This is a genomic window from Pseudomonas lalkuanensis, from assembly GCF_008807375.1.
GTDB lineage: Bacteria > Pseudomonadota > Gammaproteobacteria > Pseudomonadales > Pseudomonadaceae > Metapseudomonas > Metapseudomonas lalkuanensis.
On the sequence record NZ_CP043311.1, the window covers coordinates 2,864,832 to 2,877,299 of the forward strand.

11 protein-coding genes are annotated in these 12,468 nt (G+C 57.3%); 7 read left to right on the forward strand and 4 right to left on the reverse strand.

All coding sequences use genetic code 11. The features are described 5' to 3' along the window. Positions 1 to 81: 81 nt before the first annotated feature. Genes FXN65_RS13255 through FXN65_RS13265 form a run of 3 tightly spaced genes read left to right on the forward strand, consistent with a single transcriptional unit; the run spans position 82 to position 6,036 of the window. The gene (locus FXN65_RS13255; RefSeq protein WP_151133649.1) at positions 82 to 2,559 is read left to right on the forward strand and encodes a tellurite resistance TerB family protein; all 2,478 of its coding nucleotides are present in this window, start codon (positions 82 to 84) and stop codon (positions 2,557 to 2,559) included. Beyond that, the gene (locus tag FXN65_RS13260; protein ID WP_151133650.1) at positions 2,556 to 3,851 is read left to right on the forward strand and encodes an ATP-binding protein; all 1,296 of its coding nucleotides are present in this window, start codon (positions 2,556 to 2,558) and stop codon (positions 3,849 to 3,851) included. Before FXN65_RS13255 ends, FXN65_RS13260 begins: the two co-directional genes overlap by 4 nt. Further along, positions 3,826 to 6,036 carry a DEAD/DEAH box helicase gene (locus FXN65_RS13265; protein WP_151138784.1) on the forward strand — a complete coding sequence of 737 codons (2,211 nt, stop codon included), beginning with the start codon at positions 3,826 to 3,828 and terminating at the stop codon, positions 6,034 to 6,036. The genes FXN65_RS13260 and FXN65_RS13265 overlap by 26 nt, the downstream gene beginning before the upstream one ends. 73 nt (positions 6,037 to 6,109) lie before the next feature. Here FXN65_RS13265 and FXN65_RS28220 read toward each other — a convergent pair whose 3' ends face one another. Continuing rightward, on the reverse strand, positions 6,110 to 6,451 hold the full coding sequence (locus FXN65_RS28220) for a type 1 glutamine amidotransferase family protein (RefSeq protein WP_244620734.1): 342 nt from the start codon (positions 6,449 to 6,451) through the stop codon (positions 6,110 to 6,112). Between the two features lie 139 nt (positions 6,452 to 6,590). On the opposite strand from FXN65_RS28220, the gene FXN65_RS13275 reads away from it, so the two are divergent. After that, entirely contained in the window at positions 6,591 to 7,232 is a 642-nt protein-coding gene (locus FXN65_RS13275; RefSeq protein WP_151133651.1) for an HD domain-containing protein, read from the forward strand. Positions 7,233 to 7,302: 70 nt separating this feature from the next. On the opposite strand, the gene FXN65_RS13280 is transcribed toward FXN65_RS13275, so the two are convergent. Next, the gene (locus tag FXN65_RS13280; RefSeq protein WP_151133652.1) at positions 7,303 to 7,923 is read right to left on the reverse strand and encodes a LysE family translocator; all 621 of its coding nucleotides are present in this window, start codon (positions 7,921 to 7,923) and stop codon (positions 7,303 to 7,305) included. A 64-nt stretch (positions 7,924 to 7,987) separates the two neighbouring features. Then, entirely contained in the window at positions 7,988 to 8,869 is an 882-nt protein-coding gene (locus FXN65_RS13285) for an alpha/beta fold hydrolase (RefSeq protein ID WP_151133653.1), read from the reverse strand. A gap of 126 nt (positions 8,870 to 8,995) precedes the next feature. Between FXN65_RS13285 and FXN65_RS13290 the strand changes: the two genes are divergently transcribed. Beyond that, a complete protein-coding gene (locus FXN65_RS13290; protein WP_151133654.1) occupies positions 8,996 to 9,583 on the forward strand; it encodes a CGNR zinc finger domain-containing protein in 588 nt (195 codons plus the stop codon). 1 nt (position 9,584) lies between these two features. Here the strand turns inward: FXN65_RS13290 and FXN65_RS13295 are convergent, their stop codons facing one another. Beyond that, a complete protein-coding gene (locus FXN65_RS13295) occupies positions 9,585 to 10,472 on the reverse strand; it encodes a LysR family transcriptional regulator (protein ID WP_151133655.1) in 888 nt (295 codons plus the stop codon). A gap of 108 nt (positions 10,473 to 10,580) precedes the next feature. Here FXN65_RS13295 and FXN65_RS13300 point away from each other — a divergent pair, with 108 nt between their 5' ends. Continuing rightward, complete coding sequence (locus FXN65_RS13300; RefSeq protein ID WP_151133656.1) at positions 10,581 to 11,636, forward strand: NAD(P)H-dependent flavin oxidoreductase; 1,056 nt, start codon at positions 10,581 to 10,583, stop codon at positions 11,634 to 11,636. 13 nt (positions 11,637 to 11,649) lie between these two features. Then, on the forward strand, positions 11,650 to 12,282 hold the full coding sequence (yfcF, locus tag FXN65_RS13305; RefSeq protein ID WP_151133657.1) for a glutathione transferase: 633 nt from the start codon (positions 11,650 to 11,652) through the stop codon (positions 12,280 to 12,282). The last annotated feature ends 186 nt before the right edge of the window (positions 12,283 to 12,468 follow it).

A 12,468-nucleotide genomic window follows, 5' to 3' on the forward strand; every position in this document is an offset into this window, starting at 1 on the left:
ACGCGCTCAGAGGTGTTGGCTGAACAGCTTCAATCTCCGATACTGGCAATCGGCCTGCATCGACAAGAAGGGGCAGTGGTCATGGCAAGGAAGCGCAGAAGCAACCGTAAGTCCAGCACATCCGGCATATTGGTCCTTGGGGCTATCTTGATAGGCGTGCTTGCTTCCGTTCCCAAGGAAGTGTGGATTTTCTTGGGCGGTGCAGCCATCGTTGGGTTGGGGGTTTGGGTGGCCGCAAAGGCCGCTCATAAAACGTCCATTGAGCTGCCGTCTCCGAACAAGCGGCAGCCAGTTCAAAAAGAAATTCGACCGAGCACCGCCGATACCGCTACACAGGGCGGGTTAAGGTTCTCTTTGGCGGAAGTTGTGCCGCAGGAAACCGCATCAACCTCCCGTGTACAAAAAGCCCCGACGGCTACGAAGTTGGATAGCTCCGAGCTATTCACCGTGACGCTTGAGGTGGTGGAGCGACCTTCTCATCGAATTCCCAGCGCGCCGGCGGATCTGACGGGTTCCAAGGTGCGCTGGCTTTCTGCCGGCGAACCCATCGAGATTGCCGGCGAGAAAATCCCAGGTGGCTTGATCTACGTCGGCGAGGACCGGAGCAGCCGCTATGGTTCCTCGGAACCCTCACTGATCAATCCGAAGCTGAAGGTCGCGCGGGGTATCGTTGATATCGCCGAGCGTCTCACTTCCTACTGGCCGAGCTATGACAGCATTTCCCCGGAAGCCCGGCGCGCCTATCTGCAATGGCTATCCAGTGGCCGAAAGGCGCCACATGCCAACATCGGCTACGTGTTCCTGTTCTTCTACGGCCTGGAGCGCAGGGTATTCATCGATGCGAAGCACGATCCCGACGCGGCTTCTGATGTCCCGACCATCATTGCCGAGGTCGAAAGGCTGCTCTCGATCTACGACGAGAACCATTCGTTCAACACGTACGCCAGCCGTTTCATTGACTTCCTCTGCCAGGGCAAGGTGGCTGCTCGGCGTTACCTGGACGCACCGCCGGCGCCGTTGCCTTACGGCTACGAATTGCCTATGGAGCTGCGCATCGGTCTGGGGCAGTTGGCTGTCGACAGGCAACCTCTGCCGGCCAACTGGGCATTGGCTTGGGTACTGTCCGATCACAACATTGGAAAGCGGACACCTGTGACCCGCTGTGAGGAGTCGTTCGCCCAGTTGTTCGGAATGCGCTATGAGGAGCGCCATGGTGCAGGCATGGTGCTTCCTCAGAACAAGACGCGTCTGAGGCTCCAATACAACACCGCCTCTGCGGGGCTGCCTCCCCAGGAACTGGATGGCCTATCCGGCATTCCTGATGTCACTGCCACTTCTGCAGCCCGGAAGAAGCTGCAGCAGTTGGTCGACGAATGCACCGTGCAGTTGGAGCCTTACAGTCGTTATCTGGGCCGCAACCCTGATGCACCAGGTGCTTTGGAAGGGCTCCTGCAACTCCCGGTCACCCTGTGGCCAGCGAATGCCCGTGCAGCGCTCGATGAGCTGAAGCAACGCATTGGCAGCGGTATGGTAGTCATGAGCTTCGGTGAGTTGGCAGGGCGACTGCAAAGTGCGGGTACCTTATCGCGAGACAAGGTGCAGACGCTCGCTCGGGCATTGGAGTCCTTGCACATCGGCATTGAGCCGGATGTATTGGCCGGCAGTAGAACGCCCAAAGCTGAGGACAGCGTGGCGCTTTTTGCGACCCTGGCAGAAGACGGTGATCTGCGTTCATCGCCAGCTTACGCTGCTGCCTCTGTCACTCTGGATCTTGCCTGTGCAGTGGCGGCAGCCGATGGTGACACATCGCCGAAGGAAATCATGCTGCTATCTCAGCATGTCGACTCCTGGAATCACCTGAGCGGTGCGCATCGCAAGCGCCTGAAAGCCCATCTGCGTCTGCAGCTGAACCAGCCGCCCACCCTGCAAAGCCTGAAGAAAAAGCTGGAACCACTGGCTGCGCCGGCGAGGAGAGCCGTAGCTGCGTTTCTTGCACACCTGGCCCAGGCCGACGGCGAGGTCAGCCCTGCGGAAGTCAAGCTGCTTGAACGTGTCTATAAGACTCTGCAGTTGGACCCGCAATCGCTGTACAGCGACCTTCATGTGGCAGCCAGTGGCAGTCCGGTCGGCTCGTCGCCGGCAACGCCTTCTGTACCTGGATCAACTCCATCGAAGCCCGCTGGTGGGTTTGCATTGGACCATGAGCGCATTGCTCAGCTGCAGCGTGAAACGGAACAAGTGTCTGCGCTGCTGGCACAGGTCTTCATTGACGAGCAGCCTGCCGAGCTTGAGGAGACAGTCGTTGAGGAGGCCATCGAGGACTCTTCCACCATTTGCGGCTTGGATGCCGATCACTCGGCCTTCCTGCGTGTGCTTGTTTCCCGTGCCGAGTGGGCACGAGATGAGTTGGAGGCGGTTGCTAGCGACATGGAGCTCATGCTCGACGGAGCCTTGGAGCAGATCAACGACATGGGTTTCGAGCAGTTCGACATGCCGGTCACTGAGGGGGATGACCCCTTCGAAATCAACCCTGAGATCATGGAAAAACTACCGCTATGAGCAGCATCAGAGCCAAGGATCGCGATGCGGTCATCCAGTCCCTGCGCGCTGGCGTAGTGCCGCGTGCAGGTCAGCACCTGATTCAGGTGGGGCGCGTTGGGGAATTCGAGGCACTCATCCGTGACGTGGAGCGCCTCGCGGATAGTGGCTCCGCGTTCCGGGTAGTGATTGGCGAGTATGGGGCGGGCAAGACGTTCTTCCTCAATCTGGTGCGATCGATTGCGATGGAGCGCAAGCTCGTCACCATGCATGCGGACCTGAACCCGGATCGCCGCCTACATGCCACTGGCGGTCAGGCTCGTTCGCTGTATGCCGAGCTGGCCAAGAACCTGTCCACCCGAACCAAACCCGATGGCGGCGCTCTGCAGGGAATCGTCGAGAAGTTCATCGCACAGGCAAAGACCGAGGCCAAGGCGACTGGACAAGACAGTGAGGCGGTGATTCGTGAGCACCTCGCTCAACTTACGGAGATGGTCAACGGTTACGATTTCGCCGATGTGATTGCTGCTTACTGCAAAGGCTTCGAAGAGGGCAACGAGCAGCTCAAGGCAGATGCGATTCGCTGGTTGCGTGGCGAGTTCACCACCAAGACTGATGCCCGTGCTGCGCTGGGCGTGCGAACCATCGTCGACGATGCATCGGTTTACGATCAGCTCAAGCTGCTCGCGCGGTTCGTTCGGCTGGCAGGTTTCGGTGGCTTGATGGTGTGCCTCGACGAACTGGTCAACCTGTACAAACTGTCCAATACGCAAGCACGCAACGCCAACTACGAGCAGATCCTGCGCATTCTCAACGACTCCTTGCAGGGCTCTGCGGAGGGGCTTGGCTTCGTGCTAGGCGGTACGCCCGAGTTCCTCATGGATACCCGCCGCGGGCTCTACAGCTACCCGGCTCTGCAGTCGCGCCTGGCGGAAAACAACTTCGCCAAGTCGGGGCTGGTGGATCTTTCGGGGCCGGTGATTCGTCTGGCCAGCCTGACGCCTGAAGACTTCTACGTGCTGTTGCAGAAGTTGCGCCATGTCTATGCAGCAGGCGAGAGCGAGCGCTATCTGCTGCCCGACGAGGCATTGCCGCTGTTCATGGCCCACTGTAATCAACGCTTGGGGGAGGCCTACTTCCGCACCCCGCGGACGACCATCACCGCATTCATCAACCTGCTCGCGGTGCTGGAGCAGAACCCAGGGGCTGATTGGCGACCCCTGCTGGGTGCGGTAGAGATTGCACAGGATCGAGGCGGTGAGTCCGATACCCAGGTGGATACCGATGATGAGCTTGCCACCTTCCAACTCTGAGTCCGCAGGCTTCGAGTTACTCGAACCAAGAATCCAGCGCTGGATATGGTCAGAGGGCTGGACTTCACTGCGGGACGCCCAGGAACGCGCTATCCCCGCGCTCCTGGGGGCAGACCAAGATGTCATCATCGCGGCCGCGACGGCAGCTGGGAAAACCGAGGCTGCCTTCCTGCCCATCCTTACCAATCTCCTGCAGGATCAGGACTCAATCGGGGCGGTGTTGTACATCAGCCCCCTGAAGGCACTGATCAACGATCAGTGGGACCGCTTGACCAGGCTTTGCGATGAGCTCGAACTGCCTGTCATCGCCTGGCATGGGGATATCTCGGCAAGCCGTAAGCATCGCTTTCTCAAATCTCCGGAAGGCATTCTGCTGATCACACCGGAGTCACTCGAAGCGCTGTTTGTGAACCGGGGAACCAGCCTCGCAGGGTTGTTTGCGAACCTGCGGTACCTGGTGGTGGATGAACTGCATGCCTTCATAGGCAGCGAGCGAGGCAAGCAGTTGCAGTCCCTGATGCATCGCGTGGAAACGATCATTGATCGCCCGCTGCCCAGGGTTGGACTTTCGGCCACGCTGGGCGACATGACGCTGGCTGCAGCCTTCCTGCGTCCAAACGCCCCCCATCATGTGTCGGTGATCGAGTCCAAGGGGAGTGGGCAGGTGCTGAAGGTTCAGATTCGGGGATATGCGGAATCCCGACAGGACTTCTCGGTACCACCTGAAGGCGAAGAGGTGTTTTCCGCGGACCATGCCATCGCAGAGCACCTCTTCCAGGTGTTACGAGGCAGCAACAACCTCATCTTTCCCAACAGTCGCGCCCAGGTAGAGTGGTTTGCCGACAACCTGCGACGACGGTGTGAGCAGGGTGGGGTGCCGAACGAGTTCTGGCCGCATCACGGGAGCTTAGCTAAGGACATTCGAGAGGAAACGGAAAAGGCACTGAAAGTCGGCGGCCAACCCGCCACTGCCGTTTGCACCACGACCTTGGAGCTTGGGGTGGACATCGGCAGCATCAAGACGGTGGCGCAGATCGGACCACCGCCATCGGTTGCCAGCCTGCGCCAACGCCTGGGTCGATCCGGTCGCCGCCCGGGCGAGGCGGCGATTCTCCGTAGTTACTGCAAGGAGCGTCAGTTGGACGATGGCTCGCCATTGTCCGATCGGTTGCGCCAGGGCTTGGTGCAAAGCATCGCCATGATCCGGCTACTGATGCAGGGATGGTTCGAACCACCCCGCGTTCAGGGCCTGCATTTGTCGACGCTGGTACAGCAATGCCTCTCGATGATTGCTCAGCGAGGAGGTGCAACAGCAGCAGATATCTGGAACACGCTGATTCGGAGTGGTCCCTTCGCCGGGTTGGAGCAGGGCAGCTTCTTGAGTCTGCTTCGTTCTCTTGGCGAGCGTGATTTGATTGCCCAGACGGCGTCAGGCCTGTTGCTGCCCGGCGTACTGGGGGAGCGGATGATTAATCACTACGACTTCTACAGCGCCTTCGTGAGCAACGAGGAATTTCGCCTGGTGTGCGATGGCAAAGCATTGGGAGCGTTGCCCGTTTCCCGGCCGCTGACAGTCGATCAGCGCATCATTTTCGCCGGGCGACGCTGGCGCGTCACGGATGTGGATACCGAGGCCAAGGTCATTGCCGCGAGGCCGGATCCGGGAGGGGCTCCTCCATCCTTCGACGGGCTTGGCGCGCGCGTACATGGCCGAGTCAGGCAAGAGATGAAGACGGTCTTGCTCGAGACTGATGCTTACCCCTATCTCGATACCACCGCCCAAGAGCTTCTGGCTCAGGCGCGCGGCACCTTTTCGGAGCTGGGGCTGGCGCATTCGAGCATGACGGAAAGCGGAGGCAAGACTTACCTGTTCACCTGGCAAGGCGATTGGACGAACGATGCGCTGGCCATCTTGCTAACGCATACCGGAGTGCCCAGTGAAAACGCCGGTTTGGTCATTGAGGTCGAGGGGGGGCGGGCATCGCTTGAGAGCAGTCTGCGCGAGATTGCCGGGTGGGACGGTATTGATGAGTCCACTATTCTTGCCGACGTGCAGAACATGGTGCAGGAGAAATGGGATTGGGCACTCCCGCCCGCGTTACTCATGCAGTCGTACGCCAGGATGCAACTGGATTTGGATGGCGCAAAGGCATTGGCTGTGAAGCTGTCGAGCAATCACGACTGACAGTCTGCACTAAAAACGGATTTGGCCGCGGAGGACTGATAGTACCTCGCTCGGAAGAACTGTCTGCCTCAGCTCATAAGCTCATATCGGTAATGCCCATGCGAGAAATCAAGATTCCCTTCGGGGAGCGTGACGGCGTTCTGTTTCGTGCCTTCGAGGTCGAGAGCGGTCTTGCCTGCGGCTGCAGTAGGGTATCAATAGGATCGATCTCCTCTCCGATCCAGGCATCTGGAATCAACCGGGTACCTGAAGAGCTCACCAGCGGGCCGGGTTCACAAGCGAGTAGAAGTAACCGATAGGTTTCATACCCGGTTTGCCGGTCGGCTTCAGCGAAGACGTCCAAAGGACCACAAGCGTCCAGAAGCTGAACCCCTGGCATGCCCAGGATAGCGAGAGTTACTTGGGGGCGGGACATGACGGCTCCTAATAAGGGGGCAGGGCGCACCAGGTCCGATACCGACTGACAATGGCAGGATATGACGTAACAAGTCAATTGATGCCATTTGCTTGGACACTCAGACTGGAGTCCTCACTCACCCTCCCAGGATCTCAACATGACTAACACTATTGCTGGCATCCACGTGCCTGACAGTTCGATGGCCCGAGAAATCACCGCGCTGGTTCGGGACACTGCTTCGCCCCTTCTTTTCCATCATTCGAGCCGCGTCTTCTATTTCGCATCGCTTGCCGGTAAGCGACTGGGCTTGAAGTACGACGACGAACTTCTCTACGCGGGCTGCATGTTCCATGACATGGGTTTGACCCACCAGCACAGCAGCGATTGCTGCCGTTTTGAGGTCGATGGAGCGAACGCTGCGCGTGATTTTCTGGAAGGTCACGGGATCAACGAGCGCGATATCGAGCGTGTGTGGACTGCAATTGCGCTTCACACCACTCCAGGGATTCCCGAGCACATGCACCCGCTCATTGCATTGGTTACCGCTGGTGTAGAGACCGATGTTCTCGGGTTGCACCATGAAGCACTCAGCGCTGACGACCGGGATGCCGTCGTTCTTGCACATCCACGTGGTGAGAACTTCAAGGAAGCCATCATCCAGGCGTTCTACAACGGCATCCGCCACAAGCCCCAAACGACATTCGGCAACGTAAAGGCAGATGTCATAGCCGACAAGGAGCCAGGCTTCCTAGCTGGTAACTTCTGCAGCATCATTCGCCAGTCCTGCTGGCCAAGCTAAATGAAAGGGGCCGCAATGCGGCCCCTTTGTTTTGTGGATTGGCTAAGGCGAATCTTCATGGCAAGTGCGATCAGGCGAGTAGCTTTGCTCCCAGCCCGACGAACAAAGCCCCTACAGCCCGATTGAGAAGCAGCGCTTTCGTCTGGCTTGTCTTCAATTTCCGACCTAATGCTCCTGCAAACCAAACAACGCCACTCGCCCAGAGACCTGCAGTAACTGCAAAGTAAATTCCGAGCACTAGATAGGCAGCGGGCTTATGAACACCTTCAGGATCGACAAACTGAGGGAAGAACGCGAGGTAGAACAAGATCACTTTCGGGTTCAGGACGTTTGTTACGAAGGCCTGAGTGAACAACCTGCGATATGAAAGCGTAGCTTGCAAGCCACCGCCCTCCGCTGAAACCGAAGGTTTGCTTAGTATCAGCCTGGCGCCCTGATAAGCAAGGTACAAGGCTCCGAGAATGCGTACAGCATCAAAGGCGGCTGGAACCGCCGCGATCAGTGCACTGAATCCTAAGGTGCTAGCAATCGTGTGAACCAGACAACCTGCAGTGATACCCAGCGCCGAAATGAGGCCAGCCACCCTGCCGTGGGCAAGGGTGCGCCCGACAACATAGGCTGTGTCAGGCCCTGGGGTGGCATGGAGCACGATGACAGCGGTTGCAAAAAAAGGGAAATTGATGATATCCATGGACGATAACTTTACTCAGAAATAAAAATGCCACGAACAAGGTTCGTGGCGTTAGATGGATCAATCAGTTTATCGAGTCGCCCAGCACTTCAACGATCCGGTCAGCAATGTACTGGACGTGCGTCTCCAGTGCGAAATGCCCGGTATCCAACAGCTCTACGACGGCATTCGGGTTGTCTCGCTTGAAGGCCTCGGCTCCTGGTGGGATGAAGAAAGGATCACCCTTGCCCCAGATAGCCAATGTCGGCACCTTGGTGTTTCTGAAGAACTGCTGGAACTCAGGATAGAGTTTCAGGTTGTTCTGATAATCATAGAACAAATCGAGCTGAATCTCTTTATTACCCGGCCGCTCAAGCAGAAGTGCATCGAGGTAGTAAGACTCAGGGGCAATCTGGCTAGGATCACTTACCCCCTCCACATACTGCCAGCGGGTCCCCTCCAGATGCAGAATTGCATCGTTGATGACTTGGCGGCTTTCCGGCAGGCCATCTTCCCAGTACTTACGGATCGGCGCCCAAGCCTCACCCAGACCTTCCAGGTAAGCATTGCCGTTCTGGGAAATGATCGCACTGACACGCTCCGGATGTGCGAGAGCCAAGCGCAAACCAGTCGGCGCACCGTAGTCAAAGAAGTACATCGCGTAGCGCTTGAGGCCCAGCTTCTCGACGAAATCGCCGATCGTCTTACCGATCGCATCGAAGGTGTACACGTATTCCCGCTCGACTGGGACTTCGGTAAAGCCGAAGCCAGGCAGATCCGGAGCAATGATCCGATAACGGGACGCCAGCAGGGGGATCAGATCACGGAACTGGTGCGACGAGCTCGGGAAGCCGTGCAAAAGGAGGAGGACAGGAGCGTCAGGAGCACCGGCCTCTCGATAGAAGACACGGACGCCATCAGCTTCGGCGAATTTGAAAGCGACATTGGTGTGCTTGGACTGGGTCATTGCTCTAGCTCCTGTAACTGGTGTGGTTGGTTTTAGCGGTTACGCAGCTTCATTTTGCACAGCCTTTGTAACTAGTCAAATCATTTTTATAGGTTACAATCACTGTGGACACCCAAAGGAGGCCATATGACCCCCCCTAATCCTGCAGCGAACCTTCCGGCGCCCTACGTGCTGGCAGATCACCCGGCGCTCGACCTTCTCAATACTGTGATGATGGTTGACGGAAGAAAGACGGACCTTTTGAACAGTGATGAGCAAGCCTCTACATGGCTGGCTCAAGCTGGATTTGGTCCTGCATCTTTACCGTCAGCGAAAGGCGGAGTGCTCCTATCGAACCTCCGCACCCTGCGGGATGCGGTTGAAGTCCTTGTTCATGCACGGCGCGAAGAACGCGACGCCGACCCTTCGGTGCTCAACAGTTTCTTGCGTGATGCCGTACCGCAGTTGAGATGGGGTATTCACCAACTAGAGCTGGATCGTTTTCATCACAAAGATGAAACCAGCCGACAGCTCGCCAGGTTGGCGTACTCAGCAGCAAAACTGCTGGCGGAAGGTGATTTCAGTCTTGTCAGGAAATGCGAGAGCCCGGACTGTTCACTCATGTTCTATGACCGAACCAAATCTCATAAGCGGCGCTGGTGCAGTATGGCCTTGTGCGGAAACCGTCATAAAGTGGCCGAGTTCCGAAAACGCCGCCAAGGCCAAGCGGGATGAATCAGGTTGCCAGCAGTAGGCCTTGCAATGATTTGAAGGCCGGGGTGTTGTAGCCGGCACGCCAAACCAGCTGGGTCTCAATCTGCATAATCGGATGCAGCGTCAGGTTGGTTGTGCCGCCGATCAGTTCTAGTACAGAACGCGGCACGATGCCAAAACAGGACCCGGCCGTCACACACGCCAGTATTCCGTGATACGACCCAAGTTCCTGCACCTTCAAAGCTCGAAAAGGCTGCCCCTTCCCGCTGTTGAACCACTGCTCGGCGATTTGGCGGTAAGAACAGCTGAAGGCAAAGCCGCCTAGTGTCGTCAACGACACATCATCGGGCCCATTCACTACCGGATGACCTTCAGGCAACACCAATACGAGTTCTTCGGTGAAGACTGGGAGGCTCTCAATTTCAGGCGGGAACGGCTCTGCTTCCCAACGCCCATCCTTGAGGGAAGAGGGTTGTGCGACCAACGCACAATCCACACGCCGCTCCATCACAGCATCAAGCATTCGCCCCGTCGGTCCGGTTGTAACGGTCAACTCCACCTCTGGATGCTCGCGGTGAAAGCGAGCCAGTTTCTGTGGCAGGCGACTGGCAGCAGTACTTTCCATTGTCCCTAGGCGCAAGGGGCCTGATGGGCTATCTGGGTGCATGGACTGCTTCGCTTGTTCTGTGAGTGCAAGGATCTGCTCAGCGTATAGAAGGAACTCTTGGCCACGCTCGGACAGTTTCATGCGTTTTCCATCACGCAGGAAAAGCTCAACACCCAGTTCGTCCTCAAGCTGCCGGATCCTGGTCGTGACGTTCGACTGCACGCGATTCAGGGCCGCGGCCGCTCGCGTCACGCTTTGCGCTTCCGCTACCGCACGAAATATTTCCAATACCGCCAGATCCATCAAGCACCTCAAATCTCTTGAAGAGAACGTGTTGTCAGAAATATTCTCTATGAGAGATATTAAGTCAAGCTCATGCTAGGGCCTGACGAGACAACAGAGGTAAACGCAATGCCAAACCCGCTGCAGTCGCTTCTTGAGATCGAAATCCCCGTCATCCAGGCCCCCATGGTCGGGGTCTCAACGCCCAAACTGGCCGCAGCGGTTTCCAACGCAGGCGGACTGGGGTCAATCGGCGTTGGAGCCAGTTCGGTAGAGCAAGCCAGGGAAATGATCCGCGAGACCTTTAGGCTGACGGACAAACCGTTCAACGTGAACGTTTTTTGTCATCGCCCCGCTGAGCGCGATGAGGATTTGGAGCAAGGCTGGCTTCGCGGTCTTGCACCTCTTTTTGCTGAATACGACGCTGATCCGCCAAGCTCGCTGAGAGAGATCTACACCTCCTTCGTAGAAGATGTACCGATGCTGCAGATGCTCCTGGAAGAGCGGCCTGATGTAGTCAGCTTCCATTTCGGTCTTCCTCCCCAGTCGATGATCAATGCACTCAATGCAGCCGGAATCGTGACGATGTGCTCAGTCACAAACCTCGATGAGGCGCAGTTGGCTGAGCGCGCTGGCGTGCATGTGCTCATAGCCCAAGGTATCGAGGCCGGGGGCCACAGAGGAGTCTTCGAGCCGGCGAACGATGATGCGATCGGTGTCATGGCTTTGGTTCGGTTGCTGACATCGCGATGCAAATTACCAGTGGTAGCGGCCGGCGGGATTATGGATGGGGCAGGGATCAAAGCTGCAATGACGCTCGGCGCCTGCGGTGCGCAGCTTGGCACAGCCTTTATCCTCTGCCCTGAGACATCCGCAAACGCTGCCTACCGGGAAGCAATGAAAAGCCATCGCGCCTATCACACCCAGGTTACCAGTGTGATTTCTGGGCGACCTGCCCGGGGCATAGTCAATCGTAACTTCACGGATCTACCTTCGGAGCACGCCTCTATACCGGCATATCCCGTCACCTACGATGCCAATAAAGCTCTGAATGCCGCAGCAAACGCACAAGGTAATTTTGATTTCGCGGTGCAATGGGCGGGGCAGGGGGCTCCGCTTGCTAGGGAAATGCCAGCAGCAGCTTTGATCAAGTTGCTAGCGGCTGAAATCAACTGTGAGCATTGAACGAGGAGCGGGTATGTCATCCAAGGTTCAGTTGTACGTAGACCATTTGTTCGCTAGTCCCTACTCCATGTCGGTATTTGTCGCCTTGGTGGAGAAAGGTCTGGATTTTGACATCATTAACATCGACATCGACGCTGGTGAGCAGCACAGCGCTGAATACGCCAAGCTATCGATCACGCGCCGTGTGCCCATGATCATTGATGACGGTTTTGCGTTGACTGAATCCTCAGCCATTACCGAGTATCTGGATTACGTTTACCCCGACGGGCCTTTATATCCTCGTGCGCCCCGTGCTAAAGCACGTGCTCGGCAACTTCAGGCATGGATACGCAGTGATTTCATGCCCATTCGTGAAGAGCGCTCCACTGCTGTGATCTTCTACCGACCAACCAACAATCCGCTATCCGAAAACGCCCAACAGGCCGCGCATCGGCTATTCGAAGCGATCGATCCGCTGATAGAAAATCCAGAGGCCAATCTCTTTGGGGAGTGGAGCATCGTCGATGTTGACCTGGCTCTTCTTCTGAATCGGATGGTCATGAACGGTGACGATGTACCACCGAAGCTGGCCGCCTATGCGAAAAATCAGTGGAAACGGCCATCGGTAGTCCGATGGACTGCTCAAGCTCGGCCTGATATTGACTGAGCCCGCCTGGGCCTAGCCTTCATGAGTGCCCGCGTAGGCATTCATGAGGCAACATTCGGAGACGCCCCATGCACCGCCCAGGTCTACTCTCTGCCGGGCACGCGATCGGCGGTGCATCCGGCGCATTTTTCGGAGGGTGGATATTCGATCACACGGGTGAGTACGTTACCTTGTGGTACGTCTCCA

Coding starts and splice junctions, on each gene's coding strand:
- FXN65_RS13255 (WP_151133649.1), top strand. CDS start 82: ATGGCAAGGAAGCGCAGAAGCAACCGTAAGTCCAGCACATCCGGCATA.
- FXN65_RS13260 (WP_151133650.1), top strand. CDS start 2,556: ATGAGCAGCATCAGAGCCAAGGATCGCGATGCGGTCATCCAGTCCCTG.
- FXN65_RS13265 (WP_151138784.1), top strand. CDS start 3,826: ATGAGCTTGCCACCTTCCAACTCTGAGTCCGCAGGCTTCGAGTTACTC.
- FXN65_RS28220 (WP_244620734.1), bottom strand. CDS start 6,451: ATGTCCCGCCCCCAAGTAACTCTCGCTATCCTGGGCATGCCAGGGGTT.
- FXN65_RS13275 (WP_151133651.1), top strand. CDS start 6,591: ATGACTAACACTATTGCTGGCATCCACGTGCCTGACAGTTCGATGGCC.
- FXN65_RS13280 (WP_151133652.1), bottom strand. CDS start 7,923: ATGGATATCATCAATTTCCCTTTTTTTGCAACCGCTGTCATCGTGCTC.
- FXN65_RS13285 (WP_151133653.1), bottom strand. CDS start 8,869: ATGACCCAGTCCAAGCACACCAATGTCGCTTTCAAATTCGCCGAAGCT.
- FXN65_RS13290 (WP_151133654.1), top strand. CDS start 8,996: ATGACCCCCCCTAATCCTGCAGCGAACCTTCCGGCGCCCTACGTGCTG.
- FXN65_RS13295 (WP_151133655.1), bottom strand. CDS start 10,472: ATGGATCTGGCGGTATTGGAAATATTTCGTGCGGTAGCGGAAGCGCAA.
- FXN65_RS13300 (WP_151133656.1), top strand. CDS start 10,581: ATGCCAAACCCGCTGCAGTCGCTTCTTGAGATCGAAATCCCCGTCATC.
- yfcF (WP_151133657.1), top strand. CDS start 11,650: ATGTCATCCAAGGTTCAGTTGTACGTAGACCATTTGTTCGCTAGTCCC.